Source organism: Streptomyces sp. NPDC048411 (genome assembly GCF_040704695.1).
Lineage (GTDB): Bacteria > Actinomycetota > Actinomycetes > Streptomycetales > Streptomycetaceae > Streptomyces.
Map to the genome: position 1 here is coordinate 82,366 of NZ_JBEZKL010000005.1, position 24,298 is coordinate 106,663.

Here is a 24,298-nt window from a genome sequence, read left to right on the forward strand (position 1 = left end):
ACCATGAGCCGATCCGCACACCCCGCCGGTCCCCGTCACGCCGACGTCCTGACCGAGGGCCACTACGCAGCCCCGCCCGCCGACCTCAACGCCCTCGACGAGAAGGTCTGGGCCCGCACCGTCTCCCGCAACGCCGACGGTGTCGTCGCCGTCGGCGGGATCGAAGTGACCCGGCTGGCCGAGGAATTCGGGACGCCCGCCTACTTCCTCGACGAGAGCGACTTCCGTGCCCGCTGCCGCGCCTGGGCCGACGCCTTCGGGCGGGACGCCGATGTCTTCTACGCCGGAAAGGCGTTCCTGTCGCGGGCCGTCGTGCGCTGGCTCCAGGAGGAGGGGCTCAACCTCGACGTCTGTTCCGGTGGTGAGCTGACCGTCGCGCTCGACGCCGGGATGCCCGCCGAACGCATCGCCTTCCACGGCAACAACAAGACCGTCGCCGAGATCGAGCGCGCCATCGAGGCCGGAGTCGGGCGGATCGTGCTCGACTCGTTCCAGGAGATCGTCCGGGTCTCGCACGTCGCGCAGCGGCTCGGCAAGCGGCAGCGCGTACAGATCCGGGTGACCGTCGGCGTCGAGGCACACACCCACGAGTTCATCGCCACCGCGCACGAGGACCAGAAGTTCGGCATCGCGCTGGCCGGGGGAGAGGCCGCCGAGGCGGTCCGCCGGGCGCTCACTCTCGACGGGCTCGAACTCGTCGGCATCCACTCGCACATCGGCTCGCAGATCTTCGACATGGCCGGCTTCGAGGTCTCCGCCCGACGTGTGGTCCAGCTCCTCGCCGAGGTGCGCGACGAGCACGGCATCGAGCTGCCGGAGATCGACCTCGGCGGTGGTCTCGGCATCGCGTACACGTCCGACGACGACCCGCGCGAGCCGCACGAGATCGCCAAGGCACTCGGCGACATCGTGACCCGCGAGTGCGAGGCGGCCGGGCTCGCCACCCCGCGGATCTCCGTCGAGCCGGGGCGCGCCATCGTCGGACCCACCGCGTTCACGCTGTACGAGGTCGGCACCGTCAAGCACCTCGAGGGGCTCCGTACCTACATCAGTGTCGACGGCGGCATGTCGGACAACATCCGCACCGCGCTGTACGACGCCGAGTACTCCGTCGCGCTCGTCTCCCGCCGCTCCGACGCCGAGCCCCTCCTCGTCCGCGTCGTCGGCAAGCACTGCGAGAGCGGCGACATCGTGGTCAAGGACGCGTTCCTGCCGTCGGACCTCGCGCCCGGCGACCTGCTCGCGGTGCCCGCCACCGGCGCCTACTGCCGCGCCATGGCGAGCAACTACAACCACGCGCTGCGCCCGCCCGTCGTCGCCGTGCGCGACGGAGAGGCGCGCGTGATCGTCCGGCGGGAGACGGAGGAAGATCTCCTGCGTCTCGATGTCGGCTGATGAAATATATGTCTCAGGATCCGGACGGGTGGCAGAAACGCCCGTCCGGTGAGTGAGACTGGTCCACACATGAGCATGTATGAGAAACGAGGTCGGATGATGCGTACGCGTCCGCTGAAGGTGGCGCTGCTGGGCTGTGGAGTGGTCGGCTCAGAGGTGGCGCGCATCATGACGACGCACGCCGACGACCTCGCCGCGCGCATCGGCGCGCCCGTGGAGCTCGCCGGCGTCGCCGTCCGCCGCCCTTCCAAGGTGCGCGAGGGCATCGACCCCGCACTCATCACCACCGATGCGACCGCCCTGGTCAAACGGGGCGACATCGACGTCGTCATCGAGGTCATCGGCGGCGTCGAGCCCGCCCGGACGCTCATCACCACCGCCTTCGAGCACGGCGCGAGCGTCGTCTCCGCCAACAAGGCGCTGCTCGCCGAGGACGGCGCCGCACTGCACGCCGCCGCCGAGCAGCACGGCCGGGACCTCTACTACGAGGCAGCCGTCGCCGGTGCCATTCCGCTCGTACGGCCGCTGCGCGAGTCCCTCGCCGGCGACAAGGTCAACCGGGTGCTCGGCATCGTCAACGGCACGACCAACTTCATCCTCGACAGGATGGAGACCAGCGGCGCCGGCTACTCCGAGGCACTCGACGAGGCCACCGCCCTCGGCTACGCCGAAGCCGACCCGACCGCCGACGTCGAGGGCTTCGACGCCGCCGCCAAGGCCGCGATCCTTGCCGGGATCGCCTTCCACACCCGGGTGAGGATCGGCGAGGTGCACCGCGAGGGCATCACCGAGGTCACCGCCGCCGACATCGCCTCGGCCCGCCGCATGGGCTGCACCGTCAAGCTCCTCGCCATCTGCGAGCGGGCCGCCGACGGGCAGTCCGTCACCGCGCGCGTGCACCCCGCGATGATCCCGCTCAGCCACCCGCTGGCGTCCGTCCGCGAGGCGTACAACGCGGTCTTCGTCGAGGCGGAGGCCGCGGGGCAGCTGATGTTCTACGGCCCCGGCGCCGGTGGCTCGCCGACCGCCTCCGCGGTCCTCGGCGACCTGGTCGCGGTCTGCCGCAACAAGCTCGGCGAGGCCACCGGCCCCGGAGAATCCGCGTACACGCGTCTGCCGGTCAGCCCCATGGGCGAGGTCGTCACGCGGTACCACATCAGCCTCGACGTGGCCGACAAACCTGGCGTACTCGCCCAGGTCGCGACGGTCTTCGCCGAACAGGGCGTATCCATCGATACGGTCCGTCAGCAAGGCCGAAATTCAGGCAGCGGCGACGAAGTCGCCATCGAGCAGGGCGGCGGCGGGCGACGGGTGGGTGGAGGCGGCGAGGCGTCCCTCGTCGTCGTCACCCACCGCGCGCCCGACGCCGCCCTCTCGGCGACCGTCGAGGCGCTGCGCAAGCTCGACACCGTGCGCGGTGTCGCCAGCATCATGCGTGTTGAAGGGGAGTAAGGACCCATGACCACCAAGGGCACCCACCAGTGGCGCGGCATCATCGAGGAGTACCGGGACCGCCTTCCGGTCACGAGCACGACGCCGGTCGTCACGCTTCGTGAGGGTGGTACGCCGCTCGTTCCCGCTCAGGTCCTCTCCGAGCGTACGGGCTGCGAGGTGCACCTCAAGGTGGAGGGCGCCAACCCCACCGGGTCCTTCAAGGACCGCGGGATGACGATGGCGATCACCCGGGCCAAGGAAGAGGGTGCGCGGGCCGTCATCTGCGCCTCCACCGGTAACACCTCCGCCTCCGCCGCCGCGTACGCGGTGCGGGCCGGCATGGTCTGCGCCGTCCTCGTGCCGCAGGGCAAGATCGCGCTCGGCAAGATGGGCCAGGCGCTCGTCCACGGCGCCAAGATCCTGCAGGTCGACGGCAACTTCGACGACTGCCTGACGCTGGCCCGCTCGCTCTCGGACAACTACCCGGTGGCTCTGGTCAATTCGGTCAACCCGGTCCGGATCGAGGGCCAGAAGACCGCGGCGTTCGAGATTGTCGACGCGCTCGGCGACGCTCCGGACATCCACGTCCTGCCGGTCGGCAACGCGGGCAACATCACCGCGTACTGGAAGGGCTACACGGAGTACGCGGCGGACGCGATGTCCACGCACAGGCCGCGCATGTGGGGCTTCCAGGCCTCCGGCTCCGCGCCCATCGTCCGCGGCGAGGTCGTCAAGGACCCGTCGACCATCGCCACCGCGATCCGGATCGGCAATCCGGCCTCCTGGCAGTACGCGCTGGCCGCGCGGGACGAGTCGGGCGGCTTCATCGACGAGGTCACGGACCGTCAGATCCTGGCCGCCTACCGGCTGTTGGCCTCCCAGGAGGGCGTCTTCGTGGAGCCCGCCTCGGCCGCGTCGGTCGCCGGTCTTCTCAAGGCCGCCGAAGAGGGCAAGGTCGACCCGGGCCAGAAGATCGTCTGCACGGTCACCGGCAACGGCCTGAAGGATCCAGACTGGGCCGTTGCGGGTGCCCCGCAGCCGGTCACTGTACCGGTCGATGCGGCCACCGCTGCGGAGAAGCTGGGCCTGGCGTAACCGGAACAGCAGCGGCTCAACCGCCCCTTTTCGGGGCGGAGAGCGCATGGGAGGCGTGCGACACGCATCGTGCGCCTCCTGTGCGCCCTATGTCGCGACAGAACCTTCCTTCGATAAGCTGTACCCAACCTGCCACGCCGCACCTGCCGCGGTGCTGCCGTCGTGGCCATCGGGTTCTCCACAGGCTTACGAAAGATCCACCGCCACAATCCCTGCCGCAACACATCCCCGCTGCCTCACAAGGAGAGTCGTCGAAGCGATGGCCGGTCCCGCCTTCCGAGCCGCCGCCGTCCGGGTGCGCGTCCCCGCCACCAGCGCCAACCTGGGCCCGGGTTTTGACGCCCTCGGCCTGTCGCTGGGGCTCTACGACGACGTCGTCGTCCGTGTCGCCGACTCCGGGCTGCACATCGACATCGCCGGCGAGGGTGCCGACACCCTGCCCCGCGACGAGAGTCACCTCCTCGTGCGCTCCCTGCGCACCGCCTTCGACCTGCTCGGCGGACAGCCCCGCGGCCTGGAGATCGTCTGTGCCAACCGCATCCCGCACGGGCGCGGCCTCGGCTCCTCCTCCGCCGCCATCTGTGCCGGCATCGTCGCGGCCCGCGCCGTGACCATCGGCGGCGACGCCCGGCTCGACGACGCGGCCCTGCTGGAACTCGCCACCGAGATCGAGGGCCACCCCGACAACGTCGCCGCATGTCTGCTCGGCGGCTTCACGCTGGCCTGGATGGACGGCGGATCCGCCCGGGCGATCAGGATGGATCCCTCTGATTCCATCGTTCCGGTGGTTTTCGTCCCCGGCAAGCCGGTGCTCACCGAGACCGCCCGCGGACTGCTGCCGCGCACCGTCCCGCACGTCGACGCCGCGTTCAACGCAGGCCGTGCGGCGCTCCTTGTCGAGGCCATGACCCGGCGCCCGGAGCTGCTGCTCGCCGCGACCGAGGACCGACTGCACCAGGAATACCGCGCCCCGGCGATGCCGGAGAGCGTGGAACTTGTCAACCGACTGCGCGCCGACGGCGTCCCTGCAGTCATCTCCGGTGCCGGGCCGACCGTGCTGGCGCTGGCCGAGGACGGTGCGGCCGACAAGGTCGCACGACTGGCGGGCGAGGGATGGGCGGCCAACCGGCTCGCTCTCGACGCCTCGGGTGCGAGTGTCCTGCCGCTCGCCCCGTAGCGAGAAGTGATTGCCGGTGAGTGAGAGGGGGAATGTTTGTTGGAGCCGGTAGTGTTAACCTCAAGTCTGCAACCGACGTCTATGTGGCGCGTTGCTTCGTGTCCCTTTCAGGGGCCACCATTTCTTCCGAGAGCCTCCCCAACTGCCTGAGCAGCCTGCCTGAGCAGTTTCGAGCACGCTCCGGAACCGGCACGACACCCCTCGCTTGTCCAGGAGTGGGCCGAGCAGGGGGATGCTCGCGCCGGACCCTTGCACATTCATCTCTCCGCCGTACCCGGCGGACCACCGCCCCGGCACGGTCCGCAAGATCAAAGACCGCAGTCGGACAGCACAACCGGTCGCCGAGCCAGAAGGCCGACGTCCGCTCCAGGGAAGGACCCTTCGTGAGCGACACCACCGATCTGATGGGCGTGACTGCCGACAAGACTGTCGACAGCGCCGCGCCCGCCGAAGGTGCTGCCACTGGCACCACCGCACGGCGCCGCCGCTCCGGCACCGGCCTCGATGGCATGGTCCTGGCCGAGCTGCAGCAGGTCGCGTCCGGCCTCGGCATCAAGGGCACTGCGCGGATGCGCAAGGGCCAGCTGATCGAGGTCATCAAGGAGGCGCAGGCCGGCAGTGCTGCGCCCAAGGCCGATGCCGCGCCCGCCGAGACCAAGCCCAAGCGGCGCGCCACCTCCAAGTCGCGCACCGGGGACGAGTCCGCCGCCGCGCCCGCCGAGAAGGCCACGGCTCAGCAGCAGATCGACATCCCCGGCCAGCCGGCCAGTGACGACCAGCCCGTGGGCGAGCGTCGTCGGCGCCGTGCGACCGCACAGGCGGGCAGCCCGGAAACCAAGACGGAGCCCAAGGTCGAGGCCAAGGCGGAGACGCCGGCCGAGCCGAAGAGCGAGGACCGCGCCGAGGCGAAGGCCGAAGCCGCCGTGGACACCGCCGAGGGCCGCCGTGGCGACCGCGGTCAGCGCGGTGAGCGTGGCGACCGCGGTGAGCGCGGCGACCGCCGTGACCGTCAGCGCGACCGCCGTGGCAAGGGCGACGAGCAGGGCGGTGGCCAGGGTCAGCAGGGCGGCCAGCGCCAGCAGCGCCAGGGCCAGCAGGGTGGCGGCGGCCCGCAGGACGACGGATACGACGACGAGGCAGGTGGCCGTCGCGGCCGCCGTGGCCGCTACCGCGACCGCCGTGGCCGTCGTGGCCGCGACGACTTCGCGAGCGACGCACCGCCGGTCACCGACGACGACGTCCTGATCCCCGTCGCGGGCATCCTGGACATCCTCGACAACTACGCGTTCATCCGGACCTCCGGCTACCTGCCGGGCCCGAACGACGTGTACGTGTCGCTCGCCCAGGTCCGCAAGAACGGCCTGCGCAAGGGTGACCACGTCACCGGTGCGGTGCGCCAGCCCAAGGACGGCGAGCGCCGCGAGAAGTTCAACGCGCTCGTCCGCCTCGACTCGGTCAATGGAATGGCGCCCGAGTCCGGCCGCGGCCGCCCGGAGTTCCAGAAGCTGACCCCGCTCTACCCGCAGGACCGGCTCCGTCTGGAGACCGACTCCAACGTGCTGACGACGCGGATCATCGACCTGGTCGCTCCCATCGGCAAGGGCCAGCGAGGCCTGATCGTGGCCCCGCCGAAGACCGGCAAGACCATGATCCTGCAGGCGATCGCCAACGCGATCACCGTCAACAGCCCCGAGTGCCACCTGATGGTCGTCCTGGTCGACGAGCGTCCGGAAGAGGTCACCGACATGCAGCGGTCGGTGAAGGGCGAGGTCATCTCCTCGACCTTCGACCGTCCCGCCGAGGACCACACCACCGTCGCCGAGCTGGCAATCGAGCGCGCCAAGCGTCTCGTCGAGCTGGGTCACGACGTGGTCGTCCTGCTGGACTCGATCACCCGCCTCGGCCGCGCGTACAACCTCGCGGCCCCGGCATCCGGCCGCATCCTGTCCGGTGGTGTCGACTCGACCGCGCTGTACCCGCCGAAGCGCTTCTTCGGTGCTGCGCGCAACATCGAGGACGGCGGCTCGCTGACCATCCTGGCCACCGCGCTCGTCGAGACCGGCTCGCGCATGGACGAGGTGATCTTCGAGGAGTTCAAGGGCACCGGCAACATGGAGCTCAAGCTCGACCGGAAGCTCTCGGACAAGCGCATCTTCCCGGCGGTGGACGTCGACGCGTCCAGCACCCGTAAGGAAGAAATCCTGCTCGGCAGCGACGAGTTGGCGATTGTCTGGAAGCTGCGCCGGGTGCTCCACGCGCTCGACCAGCAGCAGGCGATCGAGCTGCTCCTGGACCGGATGAAGAAGACCCAGTCCAACGCGGAGTTCCTCCTCCAGATCCAGAAGACGACACCCGCCCCGGGCAACGGCAACGACTGACCTCGTACCGTTCCGGCAGTCCTGCACCGCCGGTCGTCAAAAGGGCCGACCCCGTCACCTCGGTGACGGGGTCGGCCCTTTTTCCGGTGTTTCGCTCGAACCGCCCGATCCGAGACCTTCGCCACACGGCGACCGTTCCGCCCCCGCGTCCAAATTGGCTGTAGCGGGCAAGAAACCGCAGGTGGGTGCGGGGTCACCGGCTGTTCACCGGCGCTGCGTGCGGGTTCCGTCGCCACATGGGCGTCACATGTTGCTGTGCAACCCTTCTCCGAGTCACGTCGTCGTACGAAGTGGCGACAGAGCGACACAACCAATGCCCGAACACCACAGCAAGGGGTCGCCGGGAGCAAGCGAGGATCGAGGGAGACGGATGGCCGGGCAGAGCGGGAGCAGCACCCGGATACGCGCCACCGGCAAGCGCCGGAAGAAGCCGTCCCGCCGCCGCAGGGCCACGGTCATAGCCGCCTGGACCGCGGCCGGTGTGGTCGTCGTCGGCGGTGCGGGGCTGGGATACGCGTACGTGAAGCTCAACGACAATCTCAAGGCCGTCGACATCAACGCCGCGCTCGGCAAGAACCGCCCCGTCAACGTCGACAACGGCTCGCAGGACATTCTCGTCCTCGGCTCCGACTCCCGCTCCGGCGCGAACTCCGCCTACGGCGCGGACGAAGGCACCGCCCGCTCGGACACCGCGATGGTCGTGCATGTCAACAAGGGTCACAAGACGGCCAGCGTCGTCTCCATCCCGCGCGACACCCTCGTCACCCGCCCCGACTGCACGAGCGACACCACCGGTGAGACGGTCGCGGGCCAGCAGCGCGCGATGTTCAACACGGCGTACGAGGTCGGCGGACCGGCCTGCGCGGTCAAGACCGTCGAGTCGATGTCCGGCATCCGCATGGACCACTACGTCGAGGTCGATTTCACGGGCTTCAAGAAGCTCATCGACCAGCTCGGCGGAGTCAAGATCACCACCACGCAGGCGATCGACGACTCCAAGAGTCATCTGCATCTGCAGCCCGGCACCCACACCCTCGACGGAGAACAGTCGCTCGGCCTGGTCCGCACCCGCAAGAGCATCGGCGACGGCAGCGACCTCGGCCGCATCCAGCTCCAGCAGGCGTTCATCAAGGCGCTGATGGAACAGGTGAAGAGCGTCGGGGTGTTCTCGAACCCGAAGACCCTGTTCGACCTCGCGGACACGGCGACGAAGGCCGTCACCACCGACTCCGACCTGGGTTCGGTCGAGAAGCTCACCGGCTTCGCCACCGGTCTCAAGGGGCTCGGCTCGAAGAACGTCACCATGGTGACGATGCCCGTGCAGTACGACCCGGCCGACCCGAACCGCGTCATTCCGCTGGAGGAGTCCGCACAGCAGGTGTGGACCGCCCTCAAGCACGACAAGCCGATCCCGGCCTCCGCCACCGAGAAGTCGGCGGGCGACAAGGGCGTGGCCGGCAAGGTCGTCCAGTAGACCCCCGTCACATCGGTAACAGGACAGACGCGATGTGTTCCCGAACGGTCGGGAATAGTTGCGGCCCGCCCCCGGTTTTGGGAGATACGGCTGGTCCTGGCAGACTGGTACGTCGGTCCCGGTTCACGGATGCGCAAATCCGCGCATGCGACCCGGCGCCCTCCCGAACCTAGGAGACACCCTTGAAGCGCGACATCCACCCCGAGTACGTCGAGACGCAGGTCAGCTGCACCTGTGGCGCGTCGTTCACCACCCGGAGCACCATCGACGGCGGCAACATCCGCGCCGACGTCTGCTCCGAGTGCCACCCGTTCTACACGGGCAAGCAGAAGATCCTCGACACCGGTGGCCGTGTGGCCCGCTTCGAGGCCCGCTTCGGCAAGGCTGCAGGCTCCGCCAGCAAGTAGCGAGCTCTTGCGCCGGTCCTTGGCGCCCTCTTCCGGGGGGGCGCCGAGGCCGGCGTTTTTTTCCGGCCGGGTGTACGGGGTCTCCCCGTACCCCGCCCGGACAGCACGACGCCGTGCAGCAGGCATATCGAGTACCTTCCCCAAGCTCTTCATGAGCAGGGGATACCCCACCCCCAGGAGCCCCCGATGTTCGAGGCGGTCGAGGAACTGATCGGCGAACAGGCCGATCTCGAGAAGAAGCTCGCGGATCCCGCGGTCCACGCCGACCAGGCCAACGCGCGCAAGCTCAACAAGCGCTACGCCGAGCTGACCCCGATCGTCGGTGCGTACCGCTCCTGGAAGCGGGCCGGTGACGACATCGAAACCGCCCGCGAGCTCGCCGCGGACGACCCCGAGTTCGCCGCCGAGGTCAAGGAGCTGGAGAAGCACCGCGAGGAGCTGACCGAGAAGCTCCGCCTCCTCCTGGTCCCGCGCGACCCCAGTGACGACAAGGACGTGCTCCTGGAGATCAAGGCGGGCGCGGGCGGCGACGAGTCGGCCCTCTTCGCCGGCGATCTGCTGCGCATGTATCTGCGGTACGCCGAGCGCATCGGCTGGAAGACCGAGATCATCGACTCCACCGAGTCCGAGCTCGGCGGCTACAAGGACGTCCAGGTCGCGGTGAAGACCAAGGGCGGCAACGGCGCCACCGAGCCCGGCCAGGGCGTGTGGGCCCGGCTGAAGTACGAGGGCGGGGTGCACCGCGTGCAGCGCGTGCCGTCCACCGAGTCGCAGGGCCGTATCCACACCTCCGCCGCCGGTGTGCTCGTCACGCCCGAGGCGGAGGAGGTCGACGTCGAGATCCACGCCAACGATCTCCGTATCGACGTCTACCGGTCCTCGGGCCCCGGCGGCCAGTCCGTCAACACCACGGACTCCGCCGTCCGCATCACACACCTGCCGACCGGTGTGGTCGCCTCCTGCCAGAACGAGAAGAGCCAGCTCCAGAACAAGGAGCAGGCGATGCGTATCCTGCGTTCGCGACTGCTTGCCGCGGCCCAGGAAGCGGCCGAGCAGGAAGCCTCGGACGTCCGGCGCAGCCAGGTGCGTACCGTCGACCGTTCCGAGAAGATCCGTACGTACAACTTCCCGGAAAACCGGATCTCGGACCACCGCGTCGGCTTCAAGGCGTACAACTTGGACCAGGTGCTCGACGGGGAGCTGGACGCCGTGATCCAGGCCTGTGTCGACGCCGACTCCGCCGCCAAGCTCGCCGCCGCATAAGAACGCCCGCCCCGCCCGTAAACCCGTACGGAGAACCGCGATGAACCTGCTGCTCGCCGAGGTGGCCCAGGCCACCCAACGGCTGGCCGACGCCGGTGTACCCTCGCCGCGATTCGACGCGGAGGAACTTGCCGCGTTCGTGCACGGTGTCAAGCGGGGCGAGCTGCACCTGGTGCCGGACGAGGACTTCGACGCCCGGTACTGGGAGACCATCGCCCGCCGCGAGGCCCGCGAACCGCTCCAGCACATCACCGGCCGCGCCTTCTTCCGCTACCTGGAGCTCCAGGTCGGCCCCGGAGTCTTCGTGCCCCGCCCGGAGACCGAGTCGGTCGTCGGCTGGGCGATAGACGCCGTCCGGGCGATGGACGTCGTCGAGCCGCTGATCGTCGACCTGTGCACGGGATCGGGCGCCATCGCCCTCGCCATGGCCCAGGAGGTGCCGCGCTCGCGCGTGCACGCCGTGGAGCTCTCCGAGGACGCCCTCAGATGGACGCGGAAGAACGCCGAGGGGTCTCGGGTCACCGTGCACCGCGGAGACGCTCTGACAGCCCTTCCCGAGCTCGACGGCCAGGTCGACCTGGTCATCTCCAACCCGCCGTACATCCCGCTCACCGAGTGGGAGTACGTGGCACCCGAGGCCCGTGACCATGATCCGCAGATGGCGCTCTTCTCCGGCGAGGACGGACTCGACACCATCCGCGGCCTTGAACGCACCGCGCACCGCCTGCTGCGCCCCGGTGGCCTCGTCGTCATCGAGCACGCCGACACCCAGGGCGGCCAGGTGCCGTGGATCTTCACCGAGGAGCGGGGCTGGGCCGACGCGGCCGACCACCCCGATCTGAACCGACGGCCCCGGTTCGCGACGGCCCGCAAGGCCATGCCGTGACCGGCGCCACGCACCCGCACGACCCGTACCCGCCATACCCGTACATGCTTGAGGAGGCCGGCTGATGGCTCGGCGATACGACTGCAACGACGCGACCGACCGTACGACGGGTCTGCGTGAAGCCGCGTCCGCCGTCCGCCGCGGAGAGCTGGTCGTGCTGCCCACCGACACCGTCTACGGGATCGGTGCCGACGCCTTCAGTTCCGAGGGCGTCGCCGACCTGCTCGACGCCAAGGGCCGCGGCCGCAACATGCCGACCCCTGTCCTGATCGGCTCCCCGAACACCCTGCACGGCCTCGTCACGGACTTCTCCGAGCAGGCCTGGGAACTCGTCGACGCCTTCTGGCCGGGAGCCCTCACGCTTGTCGCCAAGCACCAGCCCTCGCTCCAGTGGGACCTCGGCGACACCCGTGGCACCGTCGCCATCCGGATGCCGCTGCACCCGGTCGCCATCGAACTGCTCACCGAGGTCGGCCCGATGGCCGTCTCCAGCGCCAACCTCACCGGACACCCGGCTCCCGAGGACTGCGACGCCGCCCAGGAGATGCTCGGCGACTCCGTCTCCGTCTACCTCGACGGCGGCCCGACGCCCGGCATCGTGCCGTCCTCGATCGTCGACGTCACCGGCAAGGTCCCGGTCCTGCTGCGGGCCGGAGCCCTCTCCGTCGAGGAACTCCGCAAGGTGGTACCGGACCTCGAGGTGGCCAATTGACCGCCCCTGAGGGGCGTGGCATAGCGGGGCGGACCGACACCTTCCGCATCCTCCACGTCAGCACCGGCAACGTCTGCCGCTCGCCGATCACCGAGCGGCTGACCCGCCATGCCCTGGTGGACCGGCTCGGCGACCCGCTCAGCGGCGGCCTGGTCGTGGAGAGCGCGGGCACCTGGGGGCACGAAGGCGCCCCGATGGAAACCAACGCCGAGATCGTCCTCGCCGACTTCGGCGCCGATGCCACCGGCTTCGTCGGCCGCGAGCTCCTCGACGAGCACGTGATCCGCGCCGACCTCGTCCTGACCGCCACCCGGGACCACCGCGCCCAGGTGATCTCGATGGGTCACTCGGCCGGCCTGAGGACGTTCACGCTCAAGGAATTCACCCGGCTGGTCCGGGCCATAGACCCCGCGACGCTGCCCGACCCGCGCGACGAGGGTGTTGTCGAACGCGCCCGTGCGCTGGTCCGTGCGGCCGCCGCGCTGCGCGGCTGGCTGCTGGCCCCCACTGCCGAGGCGGACGAGGTCTACGACCCGTACGGTGCCCCGATCACGTTCTTCCGTTCCATCGGCGACGAGATCAACCAGGCGCTCGACCCGGTGGTCACCGCACTGACGGGCGTACCGGCCCCGCACTGACGCGCCCGGGCAGCGGGCGGGCGCACGCGTACCGGCCTACATTGGATCCGACGCCAACGCATCCCCCTCCCCAGGCCCGGAGCCGTCAGATGTCGGTCACCACTCCCGCCGCACCCTCCTCCGCCACCGTCACAGCCCTGCCGCAGGATTTCGGCGCCCTGCTCCGGGGAGACCCGGAAATCGCCGACGTGCTGCTGGGGGAGCTGCACCGGCAGTCGAGCACGCTGCAGCTGATCGCCGCCGAGAACTTCACCTCGCCCGCGGTACTCGCCGCCCTCGGCTCGCCGCTCGCCAACAAGTACGCCGAGGGTTACCCCGGCGCCCGCCATCACGGCGGCTGCGAGCTGGCCGACGCCGCCGAACTCATCGCCGTCCAGCGGGCCACTGCGCTCTTCGGCGCCGAGCACGCGAACGTTCAGCCGCACTCCGGCTCCTCGGCCGTCCTGGCGGCGTACGCGGCCCTGCTGCGCCCCGGCGACACGGTGCTCGCGATGGGTCTCCCGTACGGCGGACATCTCACCCATGGCTCGCCCGCCAACTTCTCCGGCCGATGGTTCGAGTTCGTCGGGTACGGGGTCGACTCGGAGAGCGGCCTGATCGACTACGAGCAGGTGCGCACCCTGGCCCGGGCACACCGGCCCAAGGCGATCGTCAGCGGCTCGATCTCGTACCCCCGCCATCCCGACTACAAGCTGTTCCGCGAGATCGCCGACGAGGTCGGCGCGTATCTGATCGCCGACGCCGCGCACCCGATGGGGCTGATCGCCGGGGGAGCGGCGCCCAGTCCCGTCCCGTACGCCGACGTGGTGTGCGCCACCACGCACAAGGTGCTGCGCGGGCCGCGCGGCGGCATGATCCTGTGCGGATCGGAGCTGGCCGAGCGGATCGACCGGGCGGTCTTCCCGTTCACCCAGGGCGGCGCGCAGATGCACACGGTTGCGGCGAAGGCGGTCGCGTTCGGCGAGGCGGCAACACCGGCGTTCGCCGCGTACGCCCATCACGTGGTGGCACACGCCCGGGTTCTGGCGGCCGGTCTGGAGGCCGAGGGGTTCGAAGTGACCACCGGCGGCACGGACACCCACCTGATCGTCGTGGACCCGGCGCCACTGGGCGTCGACGGCCGCACCGCCCGCGAACGGCTCGCGGCGGCGGGCATGGTGCTGGACACCTGCGCGCTGCCTTACGGGGACGCCCGGGGCATCAGGCTCGGCACTGCCGCGGTCACCACCCAGGGCATGAACGTGACCGACATGGCACGGCTCGCGGTGCTCTTCGGGGCTGCGGTACGTGAGGAAGGCGACGTCCGCGCCGAGGTGAGGGAACTGGCCGGGAAATATCCTCCCTATCCGGGGTAGACGTGGTGCATGCAACCATCGCCCGTACCTCCGTGTCCTCAACCATGAGGCCGACGTAGTTAAGGTGTGGGCTGAGATGGCCGGCGATATCTGTGGGGCAGCCCGTGCGTGATTACTTGCTGACGCTCTGTGTCACGGCCGCGGTGACCTATCTGCTCACCGGCCCGGTGCGGAAGTTCGCCATCGCGGTCGGGGCGATGCCCGCGATCCGTGCGCGTGACGTCCACCGAGAACCGACACCGAGGCTCGGTGGCATCGCCATGTTCGGCGGGCTGTGCGCCGGACTGATCGTCGCGGCCCATCTGTACAACCTCGACAGTGTCTTCCACCTGTCCAGCGAACCGCGGGCGCTGCTCTCCGGTGCCGCGCTGATCTGGCTGATCGGCGTCCTCGACGACAAGTTCGAGATCGATGCCCTGATCAAGCTCGGCGGGCAGATGATCGCCGCCGCGGTCATGGTCATCCAGGGGCTGACCATCCTGTGGCTGCCGATCCCCGGCATCGGCACGGTCGCGCTCACCCAGTGGCAGGGCACGCTGCTCACCGTCGCGCTGGTCGTCGTCACGATCAACGCGGTCAACTTCGTCGACGGCCTGGACGGTCTGGCGGCCGGCATGGTGTGCATCGCCTCGGCCGCGTTCTTCCTCTACACGTACCGGCTCTGGTACGGGCACATGATCGAGGCGGCCGCCCCCGCGACGCTCTTCACAGCGATCCTGATGGGCATGTGCCTCGGCTTCCTGCCGCACAACATGCATCCCGCCCGGATCTTCATGGGTGACTCCGGCTCGATGCTGATCGGTCTCGTGCTGGCCGCCGGTGCGATTTCTGTCACGGGGCAGGTCGACCCGGACGCGATGAAGCTCTTCGCGGGCAGTGAGCGAGAGGCCACGCACGCGATGCTGCCGGTCTTCATTCCGCTGCTGCTGCCGCTGACGATCATCGCGATCCCGGCCGCGGACCTGGTGCTGGCGATCGTCCGGCGCACCTGGAAGGGCCAGTCGCCGTTTGCCGCGGACCGCGGCCATCTGCACCACCGGCTGCTGGAGATCGGCCATTCGCACAGCAGGGCCGTGTTGATCATGTACTTCTGGTCGGCCCTGATCGCCTTCGGTGCGGTCGGCTACTCCGTGCACTCGACGTCGCTGTGGATCGCGCTGGTGATCGTGGGGCTGAGCGCGGTGGGTCTGGTCCTGCTGCTGATGCCCCGCTTCACACCGCGCGCCCCGCGCTGGGCGGAGCGCTTCGTGCCGCCCCGCTACCGCCGCTGGGACCAACGGGGCAAGAGCTCCGAAGCCGCGCACGACGCGCAACAGGAGCCCCGGGAACGGCAAATGGGGCAGGACGAGCATGGGCCGCGGGAGCCGGAACGCGTCGTCGTCGGTGTCTCCGGCGTCAACGGAGCGACCGCGATCGGACCCCGTTCGCGTTCTTCGAAAAGTCGTAAGGCCGATTCCGCCCGCCGATGATTCAGGCATCAGGGGCAATACCGGACAAGAGGTCGAGTCATCTTGCTCACACGCGCGGGTTAACTCTCACGTGTGACAGCAAGCACACTTTCTTAGTAAAGACCTCATCAAATAGTTTGTGATACCGTTCACTAAGCCCGGTGACACAGTCGAAGGACCCCAGTGAGACGGTCCATCGGCCCGAAGCATCGACTCGGACCGGGCCTACGCTCGTCCATGACGACACACTGCCCACCCCCTGCAAGCGGAGCTGCCGCCATGCCGTCCAACGACGTCCGGACTCTCCTTCAAGCCGCCGTACCCACCGCTGTCGCCGGCGCCGTCGCCGTCGCCGTCAGCAGTGGCGTCGCCGGTGGCAAGGGAGCCCTCGGGGCGCTCGTTGCGACCATCGTGGTGGTCCTCTTCATGGGGATCGGCCTCGTGGTTCTGCAACGGACCGCCAGGTCCCTGCCTCACCTCTTCCAGGCGATGGGGCTGATGCTGTATACGGCTCAGCTCCTCCTGCTGTTCATCTTTGTCGCCGCATTCAAGAACACGACGATGTTCGACCCGAAAGCCTTCGCGATCACTCTGGTCGCGCTGACTCTCGTGTGGATCGGCGCACAGGCGCGTGCGCACATGAAGGCCAAGATCCTGTACGTCGAGCCCGAGTCCGACCAGGGCGACAAGCCCACGAACGCGGGCCCGAAGACGTGAAAGGTAGGGGCGGTATAAGTGCAGGTTTCAGACCCTGCTATCGTCCGGTTCCAACTGCGGCATTGCGGGCGCGGGCATGTGAGCTGACGCCTGCTCGATCGCGAGGCTCAATGCCTGACTGCCGCTCACACATCCGTAACACCAGTCCAGTGCCGAACCGCGGCTGCGCGCCGCGCCGACACAACGAGGTTGCCGTACCTATGCGCCACGCTGAAGGAGCCCGCGGTGAGTGCTGACCCGACACAGGTGCTCGCCTTCGAGACCGATTGCCACATCTTCTCCGGTTGTGGTTTCCCGGGTCCCGGCTTGCACTCTTTCCTGTTCGAGCCGATCTTCGGAAACGCGGACAGCAACGTCTACTTCAACAAGACGATGCTGCTGGCGCTCCTCGGTACGGTCATCATCGTCGGCTTCTTCTGGGCCGCCTTCCGCAAGCCGAAGGTCGTCCCGGGCAAGCTGCAGATGGTCGCCGAGGCCGGTTACGACTTCGTCCGCCGCGGGATCGTCTACGAGACGCTCGGCAAGCGCGAGGGCGAGAAGTACGTCCCGCTGATGGTGTCGATCTTCTTCTTCGTCTGGATGATGAACCTCTGGTCGATCATCCCGCTCGCCCAGTTCCCGGTGACCTCGGTCATCGCGTACCCGGCGGGCCTGGCGGCGATCGTCTACATCCTCTGGATGAGCATCACCTTCAAGCGGCACGGCTTCGTCGGCGGCTTCAAGAACCTGACGGGCTACGACAAGTCGCTCGGCCCGGTACTGCCGCTGGTCATGGTCATCGAGTTCTTCTCGAACGTCCTGGTCCGGCCCTTCACGCACGCGGTCCGACTTTTCGCGAACATGTTCGCCGGTCACACGCTGCTGCTGCTCTTCACCATCGCCAGCTGGTACCTGCTGAACGGCATCGGTATCGCCTACGCGGGTGTCTCGTTCGTGATGGTCGTCGTGATGACCGCCTTCGAGCTCTTCATCCAGGCTGTTCAGGCGTACGTCTTCGTGCTCCTGGCGTGCAGCTTCATCCAGGGCGCTGTCGCCGAGCACCACTGATCGCGCCTCCCCTCCCCCCAGTCGTCCGGTGGCCAACCCCCACCGGTCCGTGAAAGAGAAGGAAGAACTGGCATGTCCCAGACCCTTGCCGCCGTCACCGGTTCCCTCAGCTCCATCGGTTATGGCCTGTCCGCAATCGGCCCGGGTGTCGGCGTCGGCATCATCTTCGGTAACGGCACGCAGGCTCTCGCCCGTCAGCCCGAGGCTGCCGGCCTGATCCGCGCCAACCAGATTCTCGGCTTCGCCTTCTGTGAGGCGCTCGCCCTGATCGGTCTGGTCATGCCGTTCGTCTACAGCTGACGAACTGCGACTAGTCCGTTCCGACGAAAGGCACTGATGTGAACCCCCTGGTTCAGCTCGCGGCCGAAAAACCAGAGAATCCTCTCTTTCCGCCGATCCCTGAGCTCGTCATCGGTCTGATCGCCTTCGTCATCGTCTTCGGCTTCCTCGCCAAGAAGCTCCTCCCGAACATCAACAAGGTTCTGGACGAGCGCCGCGAGGCCATCGAAGGCGGTATCGAGAAGGCCGATGCGGCCCAGACCGAGGCCCAGAGCGTGCTTGAGCAGTACAAGGCTCAGCTCGCCGAGGCCCGTCACGAGGCCGCCCGCCTGCGCCAGGAGGCGCAGGAGCAGGGCACCGTGATCCTGCAGGAGATGCGGGCGGAAGGCCAGCGGCAGCGCGAGGAGATCATCGCTGCCGGCCACGCCCAGATCGAGGCCGACCGCAAGGCCGCGGCTTCCGCGCTGCGTCAGGACGTGGGCAAGCTCGCCACCGACCTGGCCGGCAGGCTCGTCGGCGAGTCCCTCGAGGACCACGCCCGGCAGAGCCGCACCATCGACCGTTTCCTCGACGAGCTCGAGGCGAAGGCCGAGGCTGTCCGATGAACGGCGCGAGCCGCGAGGCACTGGCTGCCGCACGTGAGCGTCTCGACGCGCTGACCGACCACACGTCGGTCGACGCGGCGAAGCTCGCCGAGGAGCTGGCCGCCGTCACGGCGCTGCTCCAGCGCGAGGTCTCACTGCGGCGGGTCCTGACCGACCCGTCGCAGGCCGGTGAGGCCAAGGCGGAGCTGGCCGGACGACTGCTGCGCGGCCAGGTGGGCGGCGAGACCGTCGACCTGATCTCCGGCATGGTCCGCTCCCGCTGGTCGCAGTCGCGTGACCTGGTCGACTCGGTCGAGGAACTGGCGAGCACCGCAGATCTCACCGCCGCCCAGCGCAGCGGGGATCTCGACGACGTCGAGGACGAGCTCTTCCGGTTCGGCCGGATCGTCGCCTCCGACAAGGAGCTGCGCGCCGCGCTCACCAACCGGTCCGCGTCCGCCGCTGCCAGGGCTGAGCTGCTGCACAGCCTGCTCGGCGGCAAGGCACGGCCCGCCACCGAGCGCCTCGTCGGGCGGCTTGTGACCCAGCCCCGGGGACGTAGCCTGGAAGCGGGACTCGAGTCCCTCTCCAAGCTTGCCGCGGAGCGCCGGGACCGCATGGTCGCCGTGGTCACGTCGGCAGTGCCGCTGAGCGATCAGCAGAAGCAGCGCCTCGGCGCCGCACTGACGACGATCTACGGTCGGCCGATGCACCTGAACCTCGACGTGGACCCGACGGTCCTCGGCGGGATCGCGGTGCGGGTCGGTGACGAGATCATCAACGGCAGCATCGCGGAGCGCCTCGACGAGGTGTCCCGTCGCATGGCCGGCTGACACAGCGCAGCAACAGAACAAGCAAGACCAGCGGCCCGGTTGGGCCGTGCAGAAACTGCAGAAGATTCCTGGGGGTCGGCCCCCAGACCCCCTTAAGAAACTTCGGGCCCAACAAGGAGAGCAGGGAACCCAGATGGCGGAGCTCACGATCCGGCCGGAGGAGATCCGGGACGCGCTGGAGAACTTTGTCCAGGCGTACAAGCCGGACGCGGCCTCGCGCGAGGAGGTCGGTACGGTCAGCGTTGCCGGCGACGGCATCGCGAAGGTCGAGGGTCTTCCCTCGGCCATGGCGAACGAGCTGCTGAAGTTCGAGGACGGAACCCTCGGTCTCGCCCTCAACCTCGAGGAGCGCGAGATCGGTGCGATCGTGCTCGGCGAGTTCAGCGGAATCGAGGAGGGCCAGCCGGTGCAGCGCACCGGTGAGGTGCTCTCCGTCGGCGTCGGCGAGGGTTACCTCGGTCGCGTCGTCGACCCGCTCGGCAACCCGATCGACGGTCTCGGCGAGATCGCGACCGACAGCCGCCGCGCCCTCGAGCTGCAGGCCCCTGGCGTCATGGTCCGTAAGTCGGTGCACGAGCCGATGCAGACCGGCTACAAGGCCGTCGACGCCATGGTCCCGATCGGCCGCGGCCAGCGTCAGCTGATCATTGGTGACCGTCAGACCGGTAAGACCGCTCTGGCCGTCGACACGATCATCAACCAGCGCGACAACTGGCGCTCGGGCGACGTGAACAAGCAGGTGCGCTGCATCTACGTCGCCATCGGTCAGAAGGGCTCCACCATCGCCTCCGTGCGCGGTGCCCTGGAAGAGGCCGGCGCGCTCGAGTACACGACCATCGTCGCCGCCCCGGCGTCCGACCCGGCCGGCTTCAAGTACCTTGCGCCGTACACCGGTTCGGCCATCGGTCAGCACTGGATGTACCAGGGCAAGCACGTCCTGATCATCTTCGACGACCTCTCGAAGCAGGCCGACGCCTACCGCGCCGTGTCGCTGCTGCTGCGCCGTCCGCCGGGCCGTGAGGCCTACCCGGGCGACGTCTTCTACCTCCACTCGCGTCTGCTGGAGCGCTGCGCGAAGCTCTCCGACGAGATGGGCGCCGGTTCGATGACGGGCCTCCCGATCGTCGAGACCAAGGCGAACGACGTTTCGGCGTTCATCCCGACCAACGTCATCTCCATCACCGACGGCCAGTGCTTCCTGGAGTCCGACCTGTTCAACGCCGGCCAGCGTCCGGCCCTGAACGTCGGTATCTCGGTCTCCCGTGTCGGTGGCTCCGCCCAGCACAAGGCGATGCGCCAGGTCTCCGGCCGTCTCCGTGTCGACCTCGCCCAGTACCGTGAGCTGGAGGCGTTCGCCGCCTTCGGTTCCGACCTGGACGCGGCCTCGAAGGCGTCGCTGGAGCGCGGTAAGCGCATGGTCGAGCTGCTGAAGCAGCCGCAGTACAACCCGTACCCGGTCGAGGAGCAGGTCGTCTCCATCTGGTCCGGCACCACCGGCAAGATGGACGACGTCCCGGTCGAGGACATCCGTCGCTTCGAGAGCGAGCTGCTGGAGTACCTGCGCCGCGAGCGCAAGGAGCTCCTGACCAGCATCGCCGAGGGCGCCAAGATGTCCGACGACACGCTGCAGTCGGTTGCCGACGCGGTCGCCGCCTTCAAGCAGCAGTTCGAGACCTCGGACGGCAAGCTTCTGGGCGAGGGCTGATCGATGGGCGCTCAGCTTCGCGTTTACAAGCGCCGCATTCGCTCCGTCACCGCCACGAAGAAGATCACCAAGGCGATGGAGATGATCGCCGCTTCGCGCATCGTCAAGGCGCAGCGCCAGGTGGCGGCGTCGACGCCGTACGCGACCGAGCTCACCCGTGCGGTGACCGCGGTGGCGACCGGCTCCACCACCAAGCACCCGCTGACCACCGAGGCCGACGCTCCGGCGCGGGCCGCGATCCTGCTCATCACGAGCGACCGCGGTCTGGCCGGCGGTTACTCCTCCAACGCCATCAAGGCGGCGGAGCGACTGACCGAGCGTCTGCACGGTGAGGGCAAGGAGGTCGTCACGTATGTGATCGGCCGCAAGGGTGTCGCCTACTACGGCTTCCGTGAGCGCAAGATCGCGGACTCGTGGACCGGCTTCACCGACAGCCCGACGTACGCGGATGCGAAGCGGGCTGCGGCCCCGCTGATCGAAGCGGTCACCCAGGAGACCGCCGAGGGCGGCGTGGACGAGCTGCACATCGTCTTCACGGAGTTCGTGTCGATGATGACGCAGAACCCGGTGGACGACCGGATGCTGCCGCTCAGCCTCGACACGACGAAGGAAGAAGAGGGCAAGGGCGAGATCCTGCCGCTCTTCGACTTCGAGCCGTCGGCGGAGGACGTCCTCGACGCCCTGCTTCCGCGGTATGTCGAGAGCCGGATCTACAACGCACTGCTGCAGGCCGCTGCTTCCGAGCACGCCGCCCGCCGCCGCGCGATGAAGTCGGCCACCGACAACGCCGGAGAGCTCATCAAGAGCCTCTCCCGGCTTGCCAACGCGGCCCGCCAGGCCGAAATCACCCAGGAAATCAGCGAGATCGTCGGTGGTGCCAGTGCGCTGGCCGACGCGACCGCGGGGAGTGACAAGTAATGACGACCACAGTTGAGACGGCCGTCGCCACGGGCCGCGTCGCCCGGGTCATCGGCCCGGTCGTCGACGTGGAGTTCCCCGTCGACGCGATGCCGGAGATCTACAACGCGCTGACCGTCCAGGTGGCCGACCCGGCCGAGGACGGCAAGCTCAAGAAGCTGACGCTCGAGGTCGCCCAGCACCTCGGCGACGGCCTGGTCCGCGCGATCTCGATGCAGCCCACCGACGGTCTGGTCCGCCAGGCCCCGGTGACCGACACGGGCACCGGCATCACGGTCCCGGTCGGCGAGATCACCAAGGGCAAGGTGTTCAACACCCTCGGTGAGATCCTGAACAAGCCCGAGGCCGAGGCCGAGGTCACCGAGCGCTGGCCGATCCACCGCAAGGCGCCCAACTTCGACCAGCTCGAGTCGAAGACCGAGATGTTCGAGACCGGCGTCAAGGTCATCGACCTTCTCACCCCGTACGTCAAGGGTGGAAAGATCGGTCTGTTCGGTGGTGCCGGTGTCGGCAAGACCGTTCTGATCCAGGAAATGATCTACCGCGTCGCCAACAACCACGACGGTGTGTCGGTGTTCGCGGGCGTCGGTGAGCGTACCCGTGAGGGCAACGACCTCATCGAGGAGATGCAGGACTCGGGCGTCATCGACAAGACCGCCCTTGTCTTCGGTCAGATGGACGAGCCCCCGGGCACCCGTCTGCGTGTCGCGCTGGCCGGTCTGACCATGGCGGAGTACTTCCGCGATGTGCAGAAGCAGGACGTGCTCTTCTTCATCGACAACATCTTCCGGTACACCCAGGCCGGCTCCGAGGTCTCCACGCTGCTCGGCCGTATGCCGTCCGCAGTGGGTTACCAGCCGAACCTGGCCGACGAGATGGGTCTGCTGCAGGAGCGCATCACGTCGACCCGTGGTCACTCGATCACCTCGATGCAGGCGATCTACGTCCCCGCGGACGACCTGACCGACCCGGCCCCGGCCACCACCTTCGCCCACCTCGACGCGACGACGGTTCTCTCCCGTCCGATCTCCGAGAAGGGCATCTACCCGGCCGTGGACCCGCTGGACTCCACGTCCCGGATCCTGGACCCGCGCTACATCGCGCAGGACCACTACGCGGCCGCCATGCGTGTCAAGGGGATCCTCCAGAAGTACAAGGACCTCCAGGACATCATCGCGATCCTCGGTATCGACGAGCTGGGCGAGGAGGACAAGCTCGTTGTCCACCGTGCCCGTCGTGTCGAGCGCTTCCTGTCGCAGAACACCCACGTCGCCAAGCAGTTCACCGGCGTGGACGGTTCGGACGTTCCGCTCGAGGAGTCGATCTCCGCGTTCAACGCGATCTGCGACGGTGAGTACGACCACTTCCCGGAGCAGGCGTTCTTCATGTGCGGTGGCATTGAGGACCTCAAGGCCAACGCCAAGGAGCTCGGCGTCTCCTGAGCCCATGGCTCACCGAGGGGGGCGGGTGCGTCCCGTCCCCCTCACCACGCCCCGTAGAATTGACCCAACACCCGGCTCCAACGGCCGGGTGGTGACCCGAGGAGCCACTCTTGGCTGCTGAGCTGCACGTCGAGCTGGTCGCCGCGGACCGCAGTGTCTGGTCCGGCGAGGCCACCCTGGTCGTCGCGCGTACCACGTCCGGCGACATCGGCGTCATGCCCGGTCACCAGCCGCTTCTCGGTGTGCTGGAGTCGGGCCCGGTGACGATCCGTACGAGCGAGGGCGCAACCGTAGTCGCGGCGGTGCACGGCGGTTTCCTCTCGTTCGCTGACGACAAGCTTTCGCTGCTGGCGGAGATCGCCGAGCTGGCGGACGAGATCGATGTCGAGCGCGCCGAGCGTGCGCTGGAGCGTGCGAAGTCGGACGCGGACGGCGCCGCCGAGCGTCGCGCCGATGTGCGAATCCGCGCGGTGGCGGTGCGCTAGGCACCCCGCCGAATGTCTTTACCCTCAGCCGCGGCCCGAGCTGGAACTCTCCAGACCGTGCCGCGGCTGAGGCGATGCAGGTGCAGGTGCAGTCCGGGTGGTATCCGTTACTCGACGATGCGAGGAGGTCGGTGGAGATGGTCCTCGCTTTGTGGGTGTGCGGCCTGGTCGTCGTACTGGTTGCGGTGGGTCTCTTCGTCTTCGGTCTGCGCCGGCGGCTGATCCAGCGCTCCGGTGGCACCTTCGACTGCAGCGTGCGGTGGAACGTGTCGGCCGAGCCCGACCTCTCGGGCAAGGGCTGGGTGTACGGCGTTGCGCGCTACAGCGGTGACCGTATCGACTGGTTCCGTGTCTTCTCGTACGCTCCCCGGCCCCGCCGCGTCCTTGAGCGTTCCGCGATCGAGGTGATCGACCGACGGCTGCCCGAGGGCGAGGAGGAGCTCGCGCTGCTCTCCGACGCAGTCGTGCTCGGCTGTCTCCACCGGGAGACGCGCCTGGAACTGGCGATGAGCGAGGACGCCCTGACCGGCTTCCTCGCCTGGCTGGAGGCGGCTCCGCCCGGCCAGCGAGTCAATGTCGCTTGAGACGGGCCTCGCTCGAAGGGGCCCCCGGGACATGTCCGGGGC

Annotated in this window: 23 protein-coding genes; all 23 read left to right on the forward strand. The window is 68.6% G+C overall.

The window, feature by feature from the left end; translation table 11 throughout:
- The first annotated feature begins 3 nt into the window (after positions 1-3).
- Positions 4-1,395, forward strand: a complete 1,392-nt coding sequence (gene lysA / locus AB0915_RS03535) for a diaminopimelate decarboxylase (protein WP_366689500.1) — start codon at positions 4-6, stop codon at positions 1,393-1,395.
- 96 nt (positions 1,396-1,491) lie between these two features.
- Positions 1,492-2,847, forward strand: a complete 1,356-nt coding sequence (locus tag AB0915_RS03540; protein WP_366689501.1) for a homoserine dehydrogenase — start codon at positions 1,492-1,494, stop codon at positions 2,845-2,847.
- A gap of 6 nt (positions 2,848-2,853) precedes the next feature.
- A complete protein-coding gene (thrC, locus tag AB0915_RS03545) occupies positions 2,854-3,924 on the forward strand; it encodes a threonine synthase (protein WP_366689502.1) in 1,071 nt (356 codons plus the stop codon).
- 259 nt (positions 3,925-4,183) lie between these two features.
- Positions 4,184-5,101, forward strand: a complete 918-nt coding sequence (gene thrB, locus AB0915_RS03550) for a homoserine kinase (RefSeq protein WP_366689503.1) — start codon at positions 4,184-4,186, stop codon at positions 5,099-5,101.
- A gap of 383 nt (positions 5,102-5,484) precedes the next feature.
- On the forward strand, positions 5,485-7,479 hold the full coding sequence (rho, locus tag AB0915_RS03555; RefSeq protein ID WP_366689504.1) for a transcription termination factor Rho: 1,995 nt from the start codon (positions 5,485-5,487) through the stop codon (positions 7,477-7,479).
- A gap of 370 nt (positions 7,480-7,849) precedes the next feature.
- Positions 7,850-8,953, forward strand: a complete 1,104-nt coding sequence (locus AB0915_RS03560; RefSeq protein WP_366689505.1) for an LCP family protein — start codon at positions 7,850-7,852, stop codon at positions 8,951-8,953.
- A gap of 182 nt (positions 8,954-9,135) precedes the next feature.
- Positions 9,136-9,360 (forward strand): 50S ribosomal protein L31, encoded by a 225-nt coding sequence (gene rpmE / locus AB0915_RS03565; RefSeq protein ID WP_093693080.1) that lies wholly within the window; start codon positions 9,136-9,138, stop codon positions 9,358-9,360.
- Between the two features lie 186 nt (positions 9,361-9,546).
- Complete coding sequence (gene prfA / locus AB0915_RS03570) at positions 9,547-10,623, forward strand: peptide chain release factor 1 (RefSeq protein WP_366689506.1); 1,077 nt, start codon at positions 9,547-9,549, stop codon at positions 10,621-10,623.
- 40 nt (positions 10,624-10,663) lie between these two features.
- The gene (gene prmC, locus AB0915_RS03575) at positions 10,664-11,509 is read left to right on the forward strand and encodes a peptide chain release factor N(5)-glutamine methyltransferase (RefSeq protein WP_366689507.1); all 846 of its coding nucleotides are present in this window, start codon (positions 10,664-10,666) and stop codon (positions 11,507-11,509) included.
- 64 nt (positions 11,510-11,573) lie between these two features.
- On the forward strand, positions 11,574-12,221 hold the full coding sequence (locus AB0915_RS03580; protein ID WP_114246670.1) for an L-threonylcarbamoyladenylate synthase: 648 nt from the start codon (positions 11,574-11,576) through the stop codon (positions 12,219-12,221).
- Positions 12,218-12,859, forward strand: a complete 642-nt coding sequence (locus AB0915_RS03585) for a protein-tyrosine-phosphatase (RefSeq protein ID WP_366689508.1) — start codon at positions 12,218-12,220, stop codon at positions 12,857-12,859. The genes AB0915_RS03580 and AB0915_RS03585 overlap by 4 nt, the downstream gene beginning before the upstream one ends.
- A gap of 89 nt (positions 12,860-12,948) precedes the next feature.
- Positions 12,949-14,214, forward strand: a complete 1,266-nt coding sequence (gene glyA / locus AB0915_RS03590) for a serine hydroxymethyltransferase (protein WP_366689509.1) — start codon at positions 12,949-12,951, stop codon at positions 14,212-14,214.
- Between the two features lie 92 nt (positions 14,215-14,306).
- Entirely contained in the window at positions 14,307-15,683 is a 1,377-nt protein-coding gene (locus tag AB0915_RS03595; protein ID WP_366689510.1) for an MraY family glycosyltransferase, read from the forward strand.
- A 258-nt stretch (positions 15,684-15,941) separates the two neighbouring features.
- Positions 15,942-16,379: a hypothetical protein gene (locus AB0915_RS03600; RefSeq protein WP_366689511.1), complete on the forward strand. Its 438-nt coding sequence runs from the start codon at positions 15,942-15,944 to the stop codon at positions 16,377-16,379.
- A 210-nt stretch (positions 16,380-16,589) separates the two neighbouring features.
- Entirely contained in the window at positions 16,590-17,426 is an 837-nt protein-coding gene (gene atpB, locus AB0915_RS03605; protein WP_366689551.1) for a F0F1 ATP synthase subunit A, read from the forward strand.
- 72 nt (positions 17,427-17,498) lie between these two features.
- Complete coding sequence (locus tag AB0915_RS03610; RefSeq protein ID WP_351077768.1) at positions 17,499-17,726, forward strand: F0F1 ATP synthase subunit C; 228 nt, start codon at positions 17,499-17,501, stop codon at positions 17,724-17,726.
- Between the two features lie 38 nt (positions 17,727-17,764).
- Positions 17,765-18,310 (forward strand): F0F1 ATP synthase subunit B, encoded by a 546-nt coding sequence (locus AB0915_RS03615; protein WP_366689512.1) that lies wholly within the window; start codon positions 17,765-17,767, stop codon positions 18,308-18,310.
- Positions 18,307-19,122, forward strand: a complete 816-nt coding sequence (locus AB0915_RS03620; RefSeq protein ID WP_366689513.1) for a F0F1 ATP synthase subunit delta — start codon at positions 18,307-18,309, stop codon at positions 19,120-19,122. The genes AB0915_RS03615 and AB0915_RS03620 overlap by 4 nt, the downstream gene beginning before the upstream one ends.
- A 133-nt stretch (positions 19,123-19,255) precedes the next feature.
- Positions 19,256-20,827, forward strand: coding sequence for a F0F1 ATP synthase subunit alpha (gene atpA / locus AB0915_RS03625; RefSeq protein ID WP_366689514.1), 1,572 nt, complete (start codon positions 19,256-19,258; stop codon positions 20,825-20,827).
- A 3-nt stretch (positions 20,828-20,830) separates the two neighbouring features.
- Entirely contained in the window at positions 20,831-21,745 is a 915-nt protein-coding gene (locus tag AB0915_RS03630) for a F0F1 ATP synthase subunit gamma (protein WP_366689515.1), read from the forward strand.
- Complete coding sequence (gene atpD / locus AB0915_RS03635; RefSeq protein WP_358857416.1) at positions 21,745-23,187, forward strand: F0F1 ATP synthase subunit beta; 1,443 nt, start codon at positions 21,745-21,747, stop codon at positions 23,185-23,187. Before AB0915_RS03630 ends, atpD begins: the two co-directional genes overlap by 1 nt.
- Positions 23,188-23,297: 110 nt before the next feature.
- A complete protein-coding gene (locus tag AB0915_RS03640) occupies positions 23,298-23,672 on the forward strand; it encodes a F0F1 ATP synthase subunit epsilon (RefSeq protein WP_366689516.1) in 375 nt (124 codons plus the stop codon).
- A 137-nt stretch (positions 23,673-23,809) separates the two neighbouring features.
- On the forward strand, positions 23,810-24,256 hold the full coding sequence (locus AB0915_RS03645; protein WP_266981437.1) for a DUF2550 domain-containing protein: 447 nt from the start codon (positions 23,810-23,812) through the stop codon (positions 24,254-24,256).
- Positions 24,257-24,298 lie beyond the last annotated feature (42 nt).